The sequence below is a fragment of the Bradyrhizobium sp. P5_C12 genome (assembly GCF_054049735.1).
This window is the reverse complement of sequence record NZ_JBFULU010000060.1, coordinates 1-18,774: the sequence shown is the minus strand read 5'-3', so window position 1 is coordinate 18,774 and position 18,774 is coordinate 1. Positions and strand designations below refer to the sequence as shown.

19 protein-coding genes and 1 tRNA gene are annotated in these 18,774 nt (G+C 66.3%); 10 read left to right on the top strand and 10 right to left on the bottom strand.

The window, feature by feature from the left end; translation table 11 throughout:
• The 6 genes from ACXJMY_RS33360 to ACXJMY_RS33335 all read left to right on the top strand — a co-directional run bounded on the left by ACXJMY_RS33360 (nt 1) and on the right by ACXJMY_RS33335 (nt 6,145).
• Nucleotides 1–1,401, top strand: coding sequence for an aspartate ammonia-lyase (locus ACXJMY_RS33360; protein WP_456623597.1), 1,401 nt, complete (start codon nt 1–3; stop codon nt 1,399–1,401).
• 261 nt (nt 1,402–1,662) lie between these two features.
• Complete coding sequence (locus ACXJMY_RS33355; RefSeq protein ID WP_456623596.1) at nt 1,663–2,631, top strand: NAD(P)H-dependent flavin oxidoreductase; 969 nt, start codon at nt 1,663–1,665, stop codon at nt 2,629–2,631.
• A gap of 187 nt (nt 2,632–2,818) precedes the next feature.
• Nucleotides 2,819–3,592: a thioesterase family protein gene (locus tag ACXJMY_RS33350; RefSeq protein WP_456623595.1), complete on the top strand. Its 774-nt coding sequence runs from the start codon at nt 2,819–2,821 to the stop codon at nt 3,590–3,592.
• A 649-nt stretch (nt 3,593–4,241) separates the two neighbouring features.
• Complete coding sequence (locus ACXJMY_RS33345; protein ID WP_092186600.1) at nt 4,242–4,490, top strand: hypothetical protein; 249 nt, start codon at nt 4,242–4,244, stop codon at nt 4,488–4,490.
• Between the two features lie 131 nt (nt 4,491–4,621).
• Nucleotides 4,622–5,314, top strand: coding sequence for a hypothetical protein (locus ACXJMY_RS33340; RefSeq protein WP_456623594.1), 693 nt, complete (start codon nt 4,622–4,624; stop codon nt 5,312–5,314).
• 174 nt (nt 5,315–5,488) lie between these two features.
• The gene (locus ACXJMY_RS33335; protein ID WP_456623593.1) at nt 5,489–6,145 is read left to right on the top strand and encodes a hypothetical protein; all 657 of its coding nucleotides are present in this window, start codon (nt 5,489–5,491) and stop codon (nt 6,143–6,145) included.
• 3 nt (nt 6,146–6,148) lie between these two features.
• Here ACXJMY_RS33335 and ACXJMY_RS33330 read toward each other — a convergent pair whose 3' ends face one another.
• Together ACXJMY_RS33330 and ACXJMY_RS33325 are read right to left on the bottom strand one after the other, a co-directional pair.
• A complete protein-coding gene (locus tag ACXJMY_RS33330) occupies nt 6,149–7,729 on the bottom strand; it encodes a GMC family oxidoreductase (RefSeq protein WP_456623592.1) in 1,581 nt (526 codons plus the stop codon).
• A gap of 247 nt (nt 7,730–7,976) precedes the next feature.
• The gene (locus tag ACXJMY_RS33325) at nt 7,977–8,201 is read right to left on the bottom strand and encodes a cysteine rich repeat-containing protein (RefSeq protein WP_456623591.1); all 225 of its coding nucleotides are present in this window, start codon (nt 8,199–8,201) and stop codon (nt 7,977–7,979) included.
• 248 nt (nt 8,202–8,449) lie between these two features.
• Between ACXJMY_RS33325 and ACXJMY_RS33320 the strand changes: the two genes are divergently transcribed.
• Nucleotides 8,450–8,731, top strand: a complete 282-nt coding sequence (locus tag ACXJMY_RS33320) for a hypothetical protein (protein ID WP_456623590.1) — start codon at nt 8,450–8,452, stop codon at nt 8,729–8,731.
• A gap of 195 nt (nt 8,732–8,926) precedes the next feature.
• Here the strand turns inward: ACXJMY_RS33320 and ACXJMY_RS33315 are convergent, their stop codons facing one another.
• From ACXJMY_RS33315 to ACXJMY_RS33295, 5 genes are all read right to left on the bottom strand, one after another.
• A complete protein-coding gene (locus ACXJMY_RS33315; RefSeq protein ID WP_456623617.1) occupies nt 8,927–10,894 on the bottom strand; it encodes a sensor histidine kinase in 1,968 nt (655 codons plus the stop codon).
• An 8-nt stretch (nt 10,895–10,902) separates the two neighbouring features.
• Nucleotides 10,903–11,586, bottom strand: coding sequence for a response regulator (locus tag ACXJMY_RS33310; RefSeq protein ID WP_456623589.1), 684 nt, complete (start codon nt 11,584–11,586; stop codon nt 10,903–10,905).
• Nucleotides 11,587–11,755: 169 nt separating this feature from the next.
• On the bottom strand, nt 11,756–14,509 hold the full coding sequence (locus ACXJMY_RS33305; protein WP_456623588.1) for a DUF2235 domain-containing protein: 2,754 nt from the start codon (nt 14,507–14,509) through the stop codon (nt 11,756–11,758).
• A 260-nt stretch (nt 14,510–14,769) separates the two neighbouring features.
• Entirely contained in the window at nt 14,770–15,021 is a 252-nt protein-coding gene (locus ACXJMY_RS33300; protein ID WP_456623587.1) for a GCG_CRPN prefix-to-repeats domain-containing protein, read from the bottom strand.
• Nucleotides 15,022–15,047: 26 nt separating this feature from the next.
• Entirely contained in the window at nt 15,048–15,290 is a 243-nt protein-coding gene (locus ACXJMY_RS33295; protein ID WP_456623586.1) for a hypothetical protein, read from the bottom strand.
• Between the two features lie 293 nt (nt 15,291–15,583).
• Here ACXJMY_RS33295 and ACXJMY_RS33290 point away from each other — a divergent pair, with 293 nt between their 5' ends.
• Nucleotides 15,584–16,543 carry an AraC family transcriptional regulator gene (locus tag ACXJMY_RS33290; RefSeq protein ID WP_456623585.1) on the top strand — a complete coding sequence of 320 codons (960 nt, stop codon included), beginning with the start codon at nt 15,584–15,586 and terminating at the stop codon, nt 16,541–16,543.
• A 13-nt stretch (nt 16,544–16,556) separates the two neighbouring features.
• Here ACXJMY_RS33290 and ACXJMY_RS33285 read toward each other — a convergent pair whose 3' ends face one another.
• Complete coding sequence (locus ACXJMY_RS33285; protein ID WP_456623584.1) at nt 16,557–16,790, bottom strand: hypothetical protein; 234 nt, start codon at nt 16,788–16,790, stop codon at nt 16,557–16,559.
• 123 nt (nt 16,791–16,913) lie between these two features.
• Here ACXJMY_RS33285 and ACXJMY_RS33280 point away from each other — a divergent pair, with 123 nt between their 5' ends.
• On the top strand, nt 16,914–17,375 hold the full coding sequence (locus ACXJMY_RS33280) for a DUF6314 family protein (protein ID WP_456623583.1): 462 nt from the start codon (nt 16,914–16,916) through the stop codon (nt 17,373–17,375).
• Nucleotides 17,376–17,397: 22 nt separating this feature from the next.
• Here the strand turns inward: ACXJMY_RS33280 and ACXJMY_RS33275 are convergent, their stop codons facing one another.
• The gene (locus tag ACXJMY_RS33275) at nt 17,398–17,700 is read right to left on the bottom strand and encodes a hypothetical protein (RefSeq protein WP_456623582.1); all 303 of its coding nucleotides are present in this window, start codon (nt 17,698–17,700) and stop codon (nt 17,398–17,400) included.
• Between the two features lie 183 nt (nt 17,701–17,883).
• Nucleotides 17,884–17,968: transfer RNA gene (locus ACXJMY_RS33270), tRNA-Leu, on the bottom strand.
• A 159-nt stretch (nt 17,969–18,127) separates the two neighbouring features.
• Here ACXJMY_RS33270 and ACXJMY_RS33265 point away from each other — a divergent pair.
• The gene (locus ACXJMY_RS33265) at nt 18,128–18,670 is read left to right on the top strand and encodes a disulfide bond formation protein B (RefSeq protein WP_456623581.1); all 543 of its coding nucleotides are present in this window, start codon (nt 18,128–18,130) and stop codon (nt 18,668–18,670) included.
• Nucleotides 18,671–18,774 lie beyond the last annotated feature (104 nt).

Below are 18,774 nucleotides of genomic sequence, written 5' to 3'. Positions count from 1 at the left end.
ATGAGCCGCACGGAGCAGGACTTCCTCGGACAGCGTGAGATCGCCGACGACATCTACTACGGCGTCCAGACCATCCGCGGGAAGGAGAACTTCCACATCACCGGCATTCCGATGAACCAGGAGCCTTACTTCGTGAAGGCGCTCGGTTACGTCAAGAAGGCCGCCGCCATGGCCAATCGCGACCTCGGTGCGGTCGACGCCAAGGTCGCCGACGCGATCATCCTCGGCTGCGATCGCGTCATCGCCGGCGACATGATGGATCAGTTCGTCACCGACTTCATCCAGGGCGGCGCCGGCACCTCCACCAACATGAATGCCAACGAGGTGATCGCCAATCTCGCGCTGGAATCGCTTGGCTTCAAGAAGGGCGATTACCAGCATGTCAGCCCCAACGATCACGTGAACTACGGCCAGTCGACCAACGACACCTATCCGACCGCGTTCCGGCTGGCGCTGATCCTGCGGCTCGAGAGCTACATGACCGCGCTGCGGCAGCTCCAGGAGGCGTTCTTCGCCAAGGGCCGGGAGTTCGAGCGCGTGCTGAAGATGGGCCGCACCCATTTGCAGGACGCCGTGCCGATGTCGCTGGGGGCCGAATTCCGCGGCTGGGGCACCACGATCGGCGAGGAGGTCGACCGCATCTCGGAAGCCCGCGCGCTGCTGCGCGAGATCAATCTCGGCGCGACCGCGATCGGCACCTCCGTCACCGCGGCGCACGGCTATCCCAAGCTCGCGGTCCGGCATTTGAGCGCGCTCACCGGTGTCGATTTTGTCCTCGCCGGCGACCTCGTGGAGGCGACCTCCGATACCGGCGCCTATGTGCAGCTCTCCGGCGTGCTGAAGCGCACCGCGAGCAAGCTGACAAAAATCTGCAACGACATCCGCCTGCTCGCCTCCGGCCCGCGCGCCGGCTTCAACGAGATCAACCTGCCGCAGCTCCAGCCGGGCTCCTCGATCATGCCGGGCAAGGTCAATCCGGTCATCCCCGAGGTCGTCAACCAGACCAGCTTCCTGGTCATCGGGCTCGACACCACGGTGACGCTGGCGGCCTCTGCCGGCCAGCTCCAGCTCAACGTGATGGAGCCGGTGATCTCATTCGCGCTGTTCTTCTCGATCCGCACCATGGAGCGTGCGGTCAACAGCCTGCGCGAGAACTGCGTCGTCGGCATCACCGCCAACGAAGAGCACACCCGCAACATGGTGCTGAATTCTCTTGGTATCGTCACGGTGCTGAAGCCGCTGCTCGGCTACAAGCAATGCGCCGAGATCGCCCGCGAGGGCTACAAGAGCGGCAAGTCGCTGCACCAGATCGTTGTGGTCGAGCGGAAATTGCTCACGCAGGAGAAGTGGGACGAGATGTTCTCGTTCGAGCGGCTGATCAATCCGGATCTGATTGCGTAAACTCGGTCTCTCCTCCCGTCATTCCGGGGCGCGCGAAGCGCGAACCCGGAATCCATTTTGCCATTCACGCTGAGGCCCGATGGATTCCGGGCTCGACGCTGCGCGTCGCCCCGGAATGACGGAAGAGGAATTCCGCGCGTTGGAATTGCGGTAGCCGCATCCGCCCCGGCGTCAAAACGCAATACTTGACAGTGGAAAGATTGCCTTGTTGGTATGGCTCCAAAGCTTTCGATTGGCCTGCCAACAAAGGATCGTTTCGCGATGTCCATGCCTGCCTTGTTCAAGGGGCGCCTGTCGATCCCGGTGATCGGCTCGCCGCTCTTCATCATCTCGGTGCCCGATCTCGTGATCGCGCAGTGCAAGGCGGGGGTGGTCGGCTCGTTTCCGTCGCTGAACGCGCGTCCGCCGGAGCTGCTCGACGAGTGGCTGGCGCGGATCACCGAAGAGCTCGCGGCCTATGACCGCGCGCATCCCGACAAGCCGTCGGCGCCGTTCGCGGTCAACCAGATCGTGCACAAGTCGAACAACCGGCTCGACCACGACATGCAGCTCTGCGCCAAGTACAAGGTGCCGATGATCATCTCCTCGCTCGGCGCACGCGAGGAGCTCAATCAGGCCGTGCACGGCTGGGGCGGCATCGTCTTCCACGACGTGATCAACCAGAAATTCGCGCACAAGGCGATCGAGAAGGGCGCCGACGGCCTCATCCTGGTCGCGGCCGGCGCCGGCGGCCATGCCGGCACGATCTCGCCGCTGGCTTTCGTCGCGGAAACGCGAAAGTGGTTTGACGGCCCGATCGCGCTGTCGGGTGCGATCGGCAACGGCAAGGCGATCCGCGCCGCACGCGTACTCGGCGCCGACTTCGCCTATATCGGCTCCGCCTTCATCGCCACCAAGGAAGCCAATGCGGTCGAGAAGTACAAGGAGATGATCGCGGGCGCGACGGCCGACGACATCGTCTATTCCAATCTTTTCACCGGCGTGCACGGCAACTATCTGAAGCCGTCGATCCTCGCCGCCGGCATGGATCCGGAAAACCTGCCGACGTCGGATCCCTCCAAGATGAATTTCGGCACCGACGCCTCCGGCGAGCGCGCCAAGCCGAAGGCCTGGAAGGAGATCTGGGGCTCAGGGCAGGGCATCGGCAGCGTGGAGAAGGTCATGCCCGCAGCCGAGCTGATCGCGCGCTTCAAGAAGGAATACGACGAGGCGATCGATCCGCCGCTGTGATGTCCGTTTGGCGCGCCATATCTCAGCGTCGTCCCGGCGTAGGCCGGGACCCATAGCCACCGGACGTAATTCTGCGAAGACTCGTGGCTACCTATCTCGCGCCACACTACGCCCTGTGGGTATGGGTCCCGGCCTTCGCCGGGACGACACCTTTTGCTGAACTCCGAATGTGCACCACGGAGAAACGATGACCGCCATCTACCGCGTCGACGGCAACAGCGTCGTCACCAGCCCGGATGCCGCGGGTCCGTGGGACCGGCGCATGCAGCACGGCTCCGCGCCGGCGTCGCTGGTGACGTGGGCGGCCGAACGCATTCCGACGCCGGTCGCGATGGATATCGCCCGCGTCACCATTGACCTGATGCGCCCGGTGCCGGTGGCGCCGCTCACCATCGCCACCGAGGTCTTGCGCGAGGGCCGCAAGATCCAGCTTTGCGAAGTGAAGCTTCTGGCCGACGGCGTCCAGGTCGTCGGCGCGACCGTGCTCAAGATCAAGCGCCAGGCGCTGACGCTGCCCGACGACGTCAAGCAACTGCCGGTCGACTTGCCTGCTCCCGAGGACTCCCTTGTCGAGGACGGGCACGCCGCCACCAGCCCGTTCGTGCGCTTCGTCTCGATGCGTGCCGCGCGCGGCCGCTTCGGCCAGGCCGGCGCCGGTGCGGTCTGGTTTCGCGTCGACCATCCCCTGATCGAGGGCGAAACGATCTCGCAGGCGATGCGCGCGGTGGTCGCTGCCGATTTCTCCAACGGCACTGCCTCGACGCTCGACTTCCGCGCCTGGACCTACATCAACGCCGACCTCACCGTGAGCTTGTCGCGCCAGCCGGTCGGCGAGTGGATCCTGCTCGACGGCGAATCCTGGATCGGGCCCGACGGCACCGGGCTCGCGATGTCGCGGCTTGCGGACAGGCAAGGCTATTTCGGTCGGGCGGTGCAGAGTCTCGTGATCGAGAAGCGGTGAGCGTGACGGCTTACAGCGCGGTCACTCCAGGAGCTACTTGCAAGAGCTACTTGAATGGCAGACTTCCGCCGCCGCGGAAGGGATGCCCTGGTCGCGAACCTCTTCTTGTCCGGAGGCCTCTTGTTCGACGCCAGCGTCCTGCCAGTTCAACTGCCGTAGACGATCTTGATCTCCCACAGCAGGACTATAATAGCCGTGATCAACGTGATCGCAGCCAACGCACTTTCCAAGGAAGCGACTCTCATCTGACACTCCGCTTCCCAGCCCCATCAGCGGTCTAGTTGATTCGTGGATTCGCCCGCAATTGCGCGGGCAACGGGCCCGTGCACTCCGTGGCGCGTTGTTGTTTCGGAGTCACAACGACCCCGTAGAACCCCGGGCTGGAACCGCTGACATGCGCCGGCTTTTCGCGCGACGCGGGTGCTCTGGCACAACCACCACCGCGACCAACATTGTTCGCCTGCGGGCAATCTTCCGCCGCCCGTTGCGGCTGCCGGCGCCGGCCGTGCCTGCGACCGCGTGAGCCCGAAACGCACACCGCCGCAGTTAATCCCGCATGCCTCCGCCCCGCCGCACTTAACGGCGGATTAACCATCGCCCGCCAAGAATCCCCCTCACGGCCGCCAATCAGGACCGAGAGGGACAGGCGATGGACTTCGATTTTCTCAACTCCAAAACGGCAGCTTCGCTGGACGAAATCCGCGTCCGCGTGGCCCATGCGCTGGCCCGCCATCCGCTGTGCCGCAATGTGCGCTTCGACATCGTCAGCGTCCCGCGCACCCGCCGGGGCGGCAACTGGACGGTGACGCTGCAATCGGTCGAGCCGCGCGCGGTCTGGGAAGCCTCCGAGATCGTCGCCGACATCCAGGATGCCTACGACCTGGCGCTAGCCGCTTGATTTCGTTGAATTTTTCCGACGGTGTCGCCGTAGTCCGAGCGATTCCGCCGCGATGGCACGCTTAGGCCTTAATTCTCGCCCAGTTTCCGGGCAGTGATCACGTGGACTTGAAGCTGGGCGCGGAGAGACGTTTGTCCAAAACCATCACCATCGTCGTGCTGACCTGCTTCCTCGTCCTTGGCGCCGCCACCACCGCCATTCTCGGCCGCGACAGCGTGCCCAGCGTCAGCGCGGAGATGATCACGGAGCCGCCGCCGCCGAAGCCGCTCGCAACCAACCGTGCCGCCAAGGCCGACCGGCTGATTCCGACGCTGGCGCTGGCCTCGGCCGCGATCGAGCCGGTGCAAGTGCCCGCCGACAAGCTTGCGCAGGCGCCCGTCTTGACCGAGCCGCTGCGCCAGGCCTTTGCCGCCGCAACGCCGTCCGATTTCCCGTTGCCAAGGGCGAGCGTCAACGAGGCTCCCGCCGCTGAAGCCGCCGCCAAGCCGAAAGTGGCCGCCAAGCCGCAGCCGCAAAAGAACTATTCGCTGCTGTCCGAAGCCCAGATCGCGGGCATCAGGGATCGCCTGAAGCTGTCGTCGTCGCAGGAATATTACTGGCCCTCGGTCGAGACCGCGCTGCGCAATGTCGTTCGCAAGATCTCGGCAAACAAGCTCTCCAACCCGAACGCGCCGGGCGTGCCGATCGATCCGAACTGCGACGAGGTCCAGCAGTTGAAGTCGGCCGCAATGCCGCTGCTGTTCCAGTTGCGGGACGATCAGAAGGAAGAAGTGCGCAAGCTCGCCCGCATCATCGGGCTGGAAAAGGTCGCGCAGCAGATCTGACCCGCGGGTTCCCGCGCGCATGATCCGGAAAAGTGAGCAGCGGTTTTCCGTAAAGATCATGCGCAAACGATGAGCTGAATCGCGATGACTTCTCATCGCGCTTCAGGGAACCGCCGATATCGGGAACCTCCGGTAATCCTCACGCGTTGCCCGCTTCAGACAGGGAGTGGGCCAATGCGCGTCTCGACAGCTTATTTCGTCGGTGCCGGCTCGATCGTCGCCGCCATCGCCGTTGGTCTCGGTGGCGGCATCGTCGCCGGCAACATCATGCATCCGACCGCGCCCAAGCAGGGGCCGGACGGCAGCAAGATGGAACGGCGCGCCGAGCCCGTGGCCGCGACGACCACGAACGCGCCGTTGGAACGCATCCAATATGTCACCGGCTCGCAAGCCTTCGGCGCGATGATCGCCGCGCCCGCGCAGGCGCAGGACGAAGCAAAGCCCGATACGCAGACCACTCAGGCAAATGCCGAACCGCCGGCGCCGCAGCCTTCGCAAGCCGTCGCGGTCGAGCCGGCACCCGCATCGCCCGCGCCAATCGCCAGGCCTGCCGAGCAGCAGGCATCGACAGAGCCGTCATCCGCACCCGACAGCGCCTATGCCAAGGCGAGGGATTCCGACCTGAAGCGCGCCGCGTCCGAGCGGCGCCGGATCGAGCGCCACGAGCGCTGGGTCGCGCGCCGCCACTACGACTCCCACGAACCGCGCGGCATGCGTGATCGCACTGACTGGGATGATGTCGCACGCAACGTGCGCCAGGATTCCGATACGCGCGATGTCGCGGGCCGTCGGCGCGGCGGATTCCCGCAGATGAGGCCGTTCGACGACTAGCCTTCAGCCCAGGATCGCCGCCGCGGCACATTCGGCGATCAGGATCGTCGGCGTCTGGATGTTGCCGGAGATCATGATCGGGATCACCGAGGCGTCGGCGACATGCAGGCCGTCGATGCCGCGCACCTGCAACCGTTGCGGATCGACGACGGCCAGATCGTCCATGCCCATCCGGCAGGTCGAGGCGGCGTGATAGAGCGTGGTGCAATGGCCCCTGATATAGTCGGCGATCTCGGCATCGCTGATCGCTTCCGCGCTCGGCGTGATTTCGCCTTCGATCATCTCCTTCAGCGGCGATTGCGCGGCGATGCGGCGGTTGATGCGCACGCCCTCGATCATCGTGGCGATGTCAGCGCCGCCGGCATCCGAGACGAAATAGCCGGGATCGATCGCGGGGTGTTCGATCGGATCGGCCGAGCGCAGCGTGATCCGGCCGCGGCTGTTCGGCCGTTGCAGCGTCGCGTGCAGCGTGATGCCGGGTTTCGATGACAGGAAGCGGACATAGTCGCGGTGCGGGCTGATCGCGCCGTAGAGCTGAAGATCGGGCTCGACGTCGGGACGGCTTCTCACATGCGCGCCGGCCGCGACCCAGGGCGAGGTGCGCGGGCCGCTGCGGCTCGCCTGCCATTCCCCGAGGCTCGCGGCCAGGCTCTGCTCCGTCCAGGCGCCGACGCCGATCTTCTCCCTGGTGTAGAACGTGATGGGGATGTTGATGTGATCCTGGAGATCCTTGCCGACGCCGGGCAGGTCGTGCACGACGCCGACGCCCGCCGCCTTCAATTCGTCGGCCGGGCCTATGCCAGAGAGCAGAAGCTGCTGCGCCGAGCCGATGGCGCCGGACGCGAGCACCACCTCGCTGGTGGCAAAGGCGCTCTTCGGCTGCCCGTTCTCGAGATATTCGACGCCGATCGCGCGGCCGCGTTCGACGATGATGCGGGTCACGCGCACGCCGGTCTTCAGCGCGAGATTGGGGCGCGTCAGCACCGGACGCAAATAAGCCTTGCCGGTGCCGAAGCGCTCGCCGTCCTTGATGACGAACTGGAAGAAGCCCGCGCCTTCCTGGGTGGCGCCGTTGAAGTCGGGATTGTGCGGCAGCCCCGCCGCCTGCGCTGCCTCCAGCCATTTCAGCTCGTTCGGATCGACATGGGGAACGTCGGCCACATGCAGCGGGCCGCGCGTGCCGTGGAAGGGATCGTCGGTGAAGCGCGCGTTGCTCTCGAAGCCGATGAACTTTGGCAGCACGTCGCGCCAGGCCCATCCCGCGCAGCCCGCCTGCTCCCATCCGTCGTAGTCGGAGGGCAGGCCGCGGATATAGATCATCGCGTTCATCGCGCCGGAGCCGCCGACCATCTTGCCGCGCGGCCAGAAGATCCGCCGTCCGCGGCAGCCGGCCTGCGGTTCGGTGTAATAGCCCCAGTCGACCGCCGTGTTGAACATCGTCGGCCAGTCCGACGGAATGTCCGAGGCCAGCGGCGCAGCCCGGCCGGCCTCCAGCACCAGCACCTTGCGGCCCGGATCGGCCGACAGCCGGTTGGCCAGCACACAGCCGGCCGAGCCGGCCCCCACGATGATCGTGTCGTACATTGCAGAGCACTCCAGCAGTCACAGCGTCGTGACGCAGAGTGCCTGCAAGATTTGTGCTTTGGACCAGCTCTCGTCATTCCGGGATTCGTGCGCAGCACGCAGGCCCGGAATCTATTTATCCGCAGAGATGTGGCGAGATGGATTCCGGGCTCGCGCGTCCAAGTCGGCTGTTGCCGACTTGGACATCTCAAGAAGGTCGAACTCGGTATACCCGAGTTCGGGGGCGCGCCCCGGAATGACGGTCGTCTCACCCCCCGTGCGACTCCACGACCTTGCGGCAGGCGTCCGACAGCTTCGCCTTGTTGTCGCGCAGGCATGCGTTCATCTGCGGCGGCTTGCCGACATGTTCGGCGCAGAATTTGCTGGCGTCGCTGCGGCAGGCCATCTGCTCCTGGAGCGTGGGGCCGGATTGCGCCGACGCGGGCAGGATGGCCGTGGCGAGCAGCAGCGCGGCAAGAACCGAAATCTTCATAAATCACCTCTGTTGGGAAACGTCGTTGTCCGGCTTGAGATCAAGCGGCGGCGAACTTCGCGCACGGGCCGGCGGCCGGTCCATGCCATGTTCATGGCGTCGGGGCGCGGTGTCGGGTCCGGCGACGCCGGCCGCACCCCCATCTTCATGGCATGTATCCACGCGCCGTCTTTTGCCATTGAGGCTGCACGTCGGCCGCGAGAACCGATGGTTGCATCGCGAAGCCGAACGGGAAGCAGGAGAGCTAGATGTTGCGAAAGGCAGGAGCGTTGAGCGTCGGGCTGGCGGTTGCAGCGCTGTCCGGCGCGGCCATGGTGTCGCTGGGCGCAAGCCCCGCGCATGCGGTGGTCTATTGCAAGACGGTCGGCGTGCCCAAGGGCTGCGTGGTGCGGCCGACCGCAGCGGTGGTGGCGGCGCCGGTCGCCGCGGCGGCGGTGGTGACCCCCGGCGTCGGCGCGCCCGGCGTTGGCGTTCGCGCCGGCACGCCGATGAATCGCGGCGGCCCGGTCAATCGCGTCGGCGTGCGCTGAGCCTGCTCCCTCTTCACCTCGCCCCGCTCTTGTCCGCCGAAGCTTTGGCGAAGGCGGATGCGGGCAGAGGGAGAAGAAGGGAAGAGCTTGGGCGAAGGGATGCCTTGCGAGCGACCCCCCCCCCGTCCTCCGCAGGCCAAAATCCCGGCCCGACCCCTCTCTCCGTGCGCCCCACACGTTCGGGGAGGGGGCTTTTCAGCCCGCGGCCGCGTCGCTGTCGGGAAAGCGCTGCGGCAATTGCAGCCGCACACGCGTGCCCGACATGTCCGAGCTCAGATCGAGCGTCGCTCCGCAGCGCGCGGCGCGGCTTTTCATGTTGCGCAAGCCGCGCGCCGTCTGTCCCGCGCTCACGGCTTCGCCGTTGCCGGCCAGCGCAAAACCACGGCCGTCGTCCGCGACGCTGATCACGCCATACGGCCCATGGCCGTTCCCTTGGCCGTTCCTTTGGCCGTCCCCATGCCCGTTCCCTTGGCCATCGTCGAGCGTCTCGATGGTGACCGTGATGTGGCGGGCGCCAGCGTGCTTCGCCGCATTGGTCACGGCTTCGTCGAGGATGCGCACGATCTGGATGACGTGCCATGGCCGCAACTCGGGATGCAACGGCAGGCCTTGCGGCGTCGCCACGCGCCAGTCGAGGGCGATGTCGTGCGGCCGCAATAGCGCCGCCGCGCGCTCGCGCCAGGAGCCGAGCGCCAGCATGAGGTCGCCGCCGATGTCGTCCATGGAGTCGATGACGAGGCGGAGATCCTTCAGCGCGGCGCGCGCCGCATTCGTGATGGTCGCGCCCTCGTGTCCGCGCTCGGACAGCGCGACGATGCTGACGAGCTGGCCGCCGAGGCCGTCATGCAGGTCGCGCATCAGCCGCGTGCGCTCGTTGGCGAGCGCCGCGGCCCGCGCGCGTTCCTCCTCGCGGGCAAAGCTCGCCTTCAGCCGCTCCTCGGCCTCGCGCACGCGTGCGACGAGCTGGCCGGCAAAACTGTCGACCTCGTTGAGCGCGCGGGCGAAGCGCCAGGTCAGTCCGGCGCCGATCGCCACCAGCATCGCGGAATAGGACAGCCGCGTGACGAAGGTGCGATCGTCCGACACGAACTCGAACGCCGAGAGCATGTCGTGAAACCAGCAGGTCAGCACGATGGTCACGGCGCAGCCGAAGGTAAAGCTCGCCGCGTCCTGCCGCCTGATCACCGCCCACGTCAGGATGACGACCAGCAGCATCAGGCACACGCCCACGGTCGGCACCCCGAGGAACAGGAAGGTGATGCGCGGGATCGGCTGGCTTGCAAAGAGCCCGACCAGCAGGATGACGAGCCCCGGCACGAACAACAGCAGCCCGTAGCGCGGCCAGCGCCAGCCGAAGAACAGCACCGCGAACGTCACCACCAGCGCGCTCTCGATCGGCGCGGACGCCAGCAGGATGGCGGCCAGCCGCGGATAGGGCGCGGGCGGCAGCGGCGCCGGCGCGAAGGCCTGCATCGCGCCGACCAGCATTCCCGCCGCCAGCACGCCATAGACCGGCTCGTGCCGCCGCATCAGCCACATGATGGCGAGGATCACCGCCAGCAGCGACTGCCAGGCCGAGAACACCACGGGCAGCGTCACGAACAGCAGAGTGCGCGTCTCGTAGGCTCCCCGCAGGCTCGCGTCAGGCCCGACATAGACGGTGTCGAGGAAGCCGCGCAGCGGACCCCACACCAGCAGCCGGACGGTGATGTCGTTGCTGCCGTCGCGCAGCAGCGACGAGGGGATCACCGTGATCTCCGGCGTGTTGCGGTCGGGCCGGTTGGCGGTGGGATCGCGCCGGGAGTCCAGGATCGCGACGCCGTTGACCGCGACCTCCACGCCATTGCTGAAGCGTGGCAGGAACACCGACCAGGCCGTGTTTGCCGCATCCGGCTTGAAGACGAACGTGCCCGAATAGAGCGGCGGGTCGGCCAGCGAATAGCGCGACGACGTGAAATGCGGCAGCGTCACCGGCCGCGTCGCGCCGTCCTCCCGCAACAGAAATTCGCTCACGGCAAAGTCGTCGGGATCGCTCGGCTGCAGCAGCCGCAGCCCGAGGATGGTGGCGATCACGATCAGCGCCTGGAGCAGCAGATAAGGCACGAGGCGCGAGAGAAGCCGCCGCCGCGCGCGCGTGGGTGCCTTCGCCGCGACATGGCTCACGGCCTGGCTCACAGCTTGATCAGGCCCTGCTGCACCGCCTCGAACACCGCCTCGCCGCGGGTGTGCACCTCGAGCTTGCGATAGATGTTCTTGATGTGGCCGGGCACGGTCTGCCTGGACAGGCCGAGATGGCTCGCGATCTCGGCGTAGCTGAAGCCCTTGGCGATGCCCCAGAGGATGTCGATCTCGCGCGGGGTGAGTTTTGCGGTGTTGAGCACGAGCCCGGGCGCCGGCTCGGCCGTGACTTGCGCGGTACCTTGCGTTCTGCGCACGATGAAGCGCGCGATCGAGGCCGAGATCGGCGAATGCCCGGCGACCAGATCGCGCACGGTCGTGGCGATGTCGGTCGGGAAGGCGTCCTTGAGCAGATAGCCGGTCGCGCCGACGGTGATCGCGGAGATCACGCTCTCTTCGTCCCCGAGCGCGGAGATCACCATGATCTCGGTGTCGGGAAAGCGCCGTCGGGTCTCGCTGATCAGTTCGACGCCATGGCCGTCGGGCAGCCGCAGATCGGTCAGGAGCACGCGCGGCGCGCCGTCACCAAGAGCGCTGCGGGCCTCGCCGAGCGTGCCCGCCGTGCGCACCTCGTAGCCGGCCTTGACCAGCGCGTCCTGGAGCCGCCAGCAGGTCGGGGCGTCGTCCTCGACGAGGAGGATGGTGATGGTCTCACCCGTCTCGCCCTGTTCGGTCATGATCATCGTCCCGCACCGCGTGTCCCCCGCGGCGCAAGCAAGTTTAGCCGCAGCGCGGCCGCCGCGACACCCATAATCATGGGGGCGCGGCTTCTGCCACTCCGTTGGGAGCGGGCCGAGGGCGAGTGTCGCTCGACCGTGCGAAGCACGGCCGCGGCCGGCCTTGCCGCTATTTGCTGGCCAGCGGTGTCGGCTTGTCCGCCGGCATCGGCGGCGCCGGCAGGCGCTGGATCCTGATCGCCGCCGTGCCGCTGTTGTTCCTGTAGTACAGATCGTGCGGCCCCTGGATGATGTCGAGCCAGGACGGGATCATCGATTCCGGGAGCAGCCGCGGGAATATCTGAACGGCATCGTTGACGTAGAAGAACAACTCGCCCGAGTCGGGCGCCACGAATTCCGCGACGATGCGGCCGGCCAGCGCCTGCTTCTTCCAGACCTGTTGGGCCTCGTCGAGCATGGCCTGCGGGATCGGCTGGAAGTTGCCGAGCTTGTCGAGCTTGCCCTTGAACTCGTCAGTGTCGTCGAGCCGAACCGGATACCTGTCCTTGCTTCTGCTGATATCGTCCTCCGCAGGCAGGGTCGGCCTCATCCGGCGCGGCAATTCGTCGGCGGGCATCATGTTGACGGCCTTGAGCGGCAGGTCGTTGATGCCCTTGCTGCCGACGCGAACGACGGGCTGGAACCAGTCCGCACCGAACAGGCGGCGCTCCGGCAGGGCCAAGTAATGATGCGGCTGGTAGGTCTGGAATCCGTTCACGCCGCTCATGATGGTGCGGTCGAACCAGGGCTCCTTGATCTCGACGAAGACGCGGTATTTGCGGCCCTTCTCGACGGCGAGCCCGCTCCACCAGCAGAAATCCCGGGTGTCGAACTGTCCGCTTGCGTCGATCGGTTCATCGAGCACTGGCGTTCCGGTCCGAAGCGTGGCGGAATCCTTGATTGCGGGAGGTGAGCAGACCTTTCCAAGCGCGAGGCGTCCGGTGAACAGGCTGCTCGACGCAATGAGCGCCGCCGAGCCGAAGATCGTGAGCAGGAAGATGGCCGGCACCAGCCCTTTGGCGATGACCAGGCGCGCGGGCCCGGCATTGATCCGCATCCAGTGGCCGAACCTCATCAACACGCCCGGCTCACTGATGTGGCTCTGGCTCGCCCTGCGGCGCGGCGTATGCCAGGCGAGACGTGCGCGTTCCTGGATGGTGTCGCGCAGCTGCGAGTTCTTGTTCCAGACCCACAGCGTGATGATCGCGACGATCGAGGTCAGGAACGGATAGTAGGTCGCGATGTTGAGCCAGGGCGCCGCGTAGGATGGCGATACGTCCCTCAGCAGATTGGTGAGCGGCGCCACCACGGCGCCCAGCACCCAGTCGATGTTGGTGATGACCGACAGCGTGCCGGTGCCCTCCAGGGCACGGTCCTCGGACCACTGCACCAGCGCGTGCGCGATCCACGGCCAGGCGGCGATCACGCCGACCATGAACAGCAGCGAGAAATAGGCGACGCGCCGCCACCACACGGTGTCGCGCGTGAGGCTCGACATGGCGGCGTCGGGCGTGCTCATCGCGGTGAATGCCCTGGCCTCCTTCTCGCGCCGCGGGCCCGTGGCCTTTGCCAGATAGGCGGCTTTCATGACCTCGCGCGTCTGCTGCTCGGCGAGGTCCTTGTCCTCTCCATCCGGCCGCAGCGCCAGCTTCGTTCCGTCCGGCAGCAGCACGAGGCAGTCGGCCGGAAGCATGATCGGGGCGTAATCGTCGCAGCCGAACAGCATGCGCTCGATGACCGCGAAATGCACGACCGGCAACCCGCCGTTCACGATGCCCGCGAGGACCGGGCGCGGCCCGTAGCGGTACAGCACGGCGGCGCCGCCGCGTGAATCGTGCATCGGTCCGATGGCTGATTGATAGTCCTTGAAGTGCTCGATCTCGCCGTCCTGGAAGCGCAGCCTGTCGCCGAGCTCATCGGCCATCCAGGCCAGCGGCACGAAGGACAGCGTGGACTCCGGATAGCCGCCGCCGATGTCGGAATGGACGCCGGCGAACCACACCTCCTTGACAGTCTGGTCGGGCGCCAGGTGGCTCTGGTCGATCCGCAGCGGATGGAAGGTGGTGCGCTCGTCGTCCAGCGCGAGCGCATGACGGATGTGTTTGACCTTTTGCGAGGGCCGGTGATTGCGGAACGAGATCGGCCAGATCGCCCAGTCGATCGCGACGCGCAGCTCCTCGATCGGGACGCCGAAGGCCTCCACCGTATCGAACAACCCGAGGAATTCGATGTCGATGTCCTCGCGGCCCTTCATGGCCGCGCGGACATCGGCGTAGGAACGGTGCCTGCAAATCAAGTGATAGAGATAGAGCAGGACATCGCGGATGAAGCGTGCGATCCAGATCGTCGGCAGGCTCTTCTTCAACGGCACGGTGTGGCGGCGGTATTCCCGCCACGCGGCCATGACGTTGCGCTCCATTTCCCCATGCGACACCGGCGTGTCGCCGATCGCCGCCGGCACCAGGCCCTGGCTTGCGATCATGGACGCCAGCGTGCGCGCGGTGAAGGCGCCGCGGCTGAAGCCGAAGATGTAGATCTCGTCGCCGGGACGCCAGTTCCAGCACAGGAAGCGGTAGAGCTTGCGGACGTTGCCGGGCACGCCGATGCCGGTGGCGCCGTCGAGCGCGGCGAGCGGCGCCCAGCCGGCGGTGCCGACGCCCTTGATGTAGTGGGCGATCTGGTCGGGCTGGGTATGGTCGAGCGCCTCGTAGAGACGCCAGACGCTGGATTCCTGGCTGGTGAACGCGTTGCCCGTGCCGTCGGCGAACAGCACCAGCTTGCGCGGCGCCCGTGCGTCGGGTGCATTCGCCGCGGCCCTTGGATCATCGTGCGTATGGTCCGGCCTTGCAGGACCGCCCTGCGGCGCCCCGTCCTGGTGCGTCATGGACTCCTCCAAAAATTCTGGGGGATGCTTTAAGCCCCGCTCAGGCGGCATCCTCTAAATTCAATCCGTGATTTCATCGTGAAATGATAATGGATGTATCTCACCCATAATCCCGCTGAGGTAGCAACAACGATTGGGCCGTCTTGCCCCGGCCGTCTATGAACTCCGCCACAGTTGGCAAAAGAAAACCCGGGCAAGCCCGGGCTTTAAGTCCTATTGCGAGGCGGCCGCTATTGCGAAACGGCCGTCTGGGCCGGCAGTTACCTGCCGTTGCCGCGGCAGCCGCCATAGGGGCCGACATGGTAGCCGCGCGGGCAGGCATGCGCGGCGGGGTTGGCGTAGTTCCTGAGGCAGCCGCCATATGGGCCGCGGTGCCAGCCGGGGCCGCAGCCGCCGGCAACCGCGATGACATCGCCATTGATGTTTGCGCCGGGCAAGGCGAGCGGCATCGCCTGGGCAACGCCTGTGATCGCGGCAAACGCGAGGGCCGCGCTAAAGACGGTTCGCATCATGTTGTGTGCTCCCTGATGCCGTTGCTTCAATGCCCGGCCGCGAACGCGATGCCGGCGCGCACTTCGGCGATCGCCTGGTCGATCAGGCCGATCGCCTTCTCGCGATGGCCGCCCTTGTTCGGCTCGGCCTTGCCGAGCTCGGCGCGGGCCGATTGCAGGATCGCGATGGCCTCGTCCATGTGCGGCTGCGCGCCGAGCGCGTAACCGATCGAAAGGCTGGCCGCGATGACGCCACCGAGCACGAGGCTGCGGGGTAGAGAGCTTCCCATGTCGTTGTCTCCTCCAGCGGGCGTCAGGCTCGGGCCGCCCGGTTGCCCGGACACCGACCGCTAGCCGCGCCCCGCATCCGCCGCCTGAATATGGCTGGGCCGCGTGGACCGTCTTGGACTGTCCGGCGCCGGAAGTGCGGCGGCTTGGACTGACCGGCGCAGCTTGATTCACGTTGGCGTGCTGATAGCTTGCGGTCGCCGATCTTCAGCGGGCGTTCATTTTCGGCCTGACAGGCTGCCGCCGGTTTCCTGCACGACCTTTTTCCCAAAAGTCTTTTCCGGAAGTTCTTTCGATGTCCGTCATCAGGAAAGCGCTCTCGACCGACATGCTGCCGCAGGATCTGTCCGACCGGCAGCGCTTCATCCGTTTCGCCGAACTGTTCGAGCATTTCTCCAACACCGGCGAGCTCGACCCGGCCTCCGACGTGCCGTTCCGCGCAGCGATGAATTCGATCCACGTCGGCACGACCATGCTCGGCCGCTGCGACGGCAGCTTCGTCACGGTGCGGCGGGAAAAGCGCCAGGTGCTCGAGACCGGTGACGACCGCTTTTGCCTCGCGCGCAATACCGGCGATCGCTCTTCGCAGGTGGTCCATCGTGGCCGCGAATTCACCATGCAGCCGGGATCGATGGTGCTGTTGAAGCTGGACGAGCCGTTCTTCGCCGCCGACGGCGCGAGCCACAAGCGCTTCACCAACGTGCATCTCCCGGTCGACACGCTGCGGGCAATGGTGCCCGGCGTCGACGATCTCGTCGGCCGCGAACTCGAGCCCGGCGGGGCGTTGTCGCTGGCGATGGACTACAGCGATCTTCTGCTGCGCCAACCCGCTGCCGCCGACGAGGCCGGCATGGCGATCGCCGGCCATCTGCTCGATCTGGCTGCAATTGGCTTAGGGGCCCGCAGCGATGTCGCCGCCGCCGCGCGCCGCCGAGGCCTGCGCGCCGTGCGGCTCAAGGCCGTGCTCTCGATCCTGCAAGCACGCTTCCACGAGCCGGATTTTTCGGCGCAGAAACTCGCGGCCGCCGCCGGCCTGTCCGAACGCTACGTCAACGAGCTGCTGTTCGAGGCCGGCGCCAGCTTCACCACCCGCCTCACCGAGCTGCGCCTGCGCAAGGCTGCCGACCTGCTCGCCCGTGACGAGACCCGTATCAGCGACATCGCCTTTGCCTGCGGCTTCAACGACCTCTCATATTTCAACCGCTGCTTTCGCCGGCGGTTCGGCCTGACGCCGACCGCGGCGCGGGGCAAGTGAGAGCGAGCCTACCCTACGAAACATCCACCCGCGGCGGCGGATATCGCCGCGCCAGCGCCGACAATGGCAGATGCCGCTCGCCTTCCGGCAACTCCAGATAGGCCAGCACAAGCGGCCGCTTCCAGTCACCGACGCCGAAATCCATCGCCGTCCATTTCTGCGGTTCGGGGCCTTCGAGGCCCCGGACCCAGACGAAATAGCGGGGGAGGTCGTCGGCGTCCGGCTCTGTCGTGCGCCTCCTGGTCATCAAATTGCTCGCTGCATCGACACCCGTTCTCCGTAGGATATAGGCATCGGCTCGGCGAAGTCGAACTCCCTGCCGCGGGCTCTCCGAGGCCGCACCGGTTGCTGAATGGGGTGGTCCAAGGATATGAACGAAACCATGATCGATGGCTGGGGTGACGCCGCGGAGGTGACGAGGAGACTGATCGGCCCCTGGTCGTTCGACCGTGTCATCGAAGGTCAAGCGACCATGCAGGGCGTCGCGATCCTCGCGCCCTTGGACGAGCGGCGGCTGGCCTATCGAGAACAGGGAAATCTGAAGCTGTTGAACGGCACCGAGTTGCAGGCGGAGCGCGATTACATCTTCAGCAACAGCGACAGCGGATTCGAGGTCTTCTTCAAGGAGGATCCGCCGCGGCTGTTTCACGCGATTTCACTGTCTGCCCCTTCGGGAGGAGAGCTGAGCGGAAGCGCGCGCCATCTTTGTAATCTCGACAATTATCTGTCGACTTACACCTTCTTGGCCGACGGTCGCTTCGTCGTTCGTCACGTGGTGTCGGGTCCGCGCAAAAACTACACGATGACCACGACTTACACGCGGGTCCGGTGACGCTCGCTGCCGCTTCGCGGCGTCACTGCCAGAGCTCGCAGGTTGCCACGCGGTTGATGTCGGCGAGCCGCCGGTCGGCGTCGGCGTGGAGATCGAGGCTTGCGACCAGCGTCAGCAGGCGGTGATAGGCGCCGTCGGCGACCTCGACCGGCAGCGGGGCCTCGTCGAAGGTCTCGACATAGCTGCCGACCATGCTGCTCAGCAGGCGGCACAGGCCGCGCTGTCCGGGGTCGTCGCGGCCGAGCGTCTCGAGCTTTTGCTGAAAGATCTGGAAGGTCCGCAAACCGTGGTGCTGTTCGGAAAGCCACGCGTGCAGGTCGTTCATATGAGCCTCTTCGGTTAAGTGAAGAAGCTACCGGCTTATACAGTGGAGATGTGACGATTGCTAGGGCAGGGGGCCATGTCAGCCCTGCTTCGCCAAGAGGCTTCGCAGGGCAAGCCTCGTCGCTTCGCTACGCGAGAGCGGAGGCTGGCCGTGCCAAGCGTAGCTCGCGAAGCGAGCGAAGCTTGGTGCCCCTGGCCGGAATCGAACCAGCACTCCTTGCGGAACTCGATTTTGAGTCGAGCGCGTCTACCAGTTCCGCCACAGGGGCCCTCGGTCGGCCCCCCAAAAGCGGGCGTCGCGAAGCCGGCGGACTATAGCCATGGACAAAGCGGGGTCAACCCGCGCCAAAGTGATGTCGGCCGTTCTCGACAGCCGGATGGGCCGGGGCTAGAGGCTTAGGGCGACGCCCCATCCGAACGAGGCTGCCGTGACGACCCAGAGTGCTGCAATACCCGCGTTCGGGCCGGCCGGCGCCGGCCCCGCGCTGACCGCCTCGCTCGCGGTCACGCTGATCGCCGCAGTGACGATTGCGGGCGCCTGGTTCTTCCAGCTCGTGCTGGAGATCCTGCCCTGTCCGCTCTGCCTGGAGCAGCGCTACGCCTATTATCTGGCGATCCCGCTCGGCGCGCTCACCGCGCTTGCGGCGAGAAGCGGCGCGCCGCGGCCGCTGCTGCTCGCCGGCCTTGCGCTCCTCGCGCTGGCGACGCTCGCCAATGCCGGGCTCGGCACCTATCACTCCGGCGTCGAATGGGGGTTTTGGAAGGGGCCGACCGACTGCTCCGGTCCCGTCATTAATCTCGGCAGCGCCGGCGATCTGTTGTCGCGGCTCGACACCGTCAAGGTCGTGCGCTGCGACGAGGTGCAGTGGCGCTTCCTCGGCCTCTCGCTCGCCGGCTACAACGTGCTGATCTCGCTGCTCATGGCCGCGATCGCCGCCTGGGGTTTTGTCCGGACGGTGAAGCGGGGTTGATCACCTCGCCCCGCTTGCGGGGAGAGGTGGGGAGAGGTCGATCGCGAAGCGATCGGGTGAGGGGCTGCATCCACAATCGCGGTAATGGACGGACTCGCGGAGGC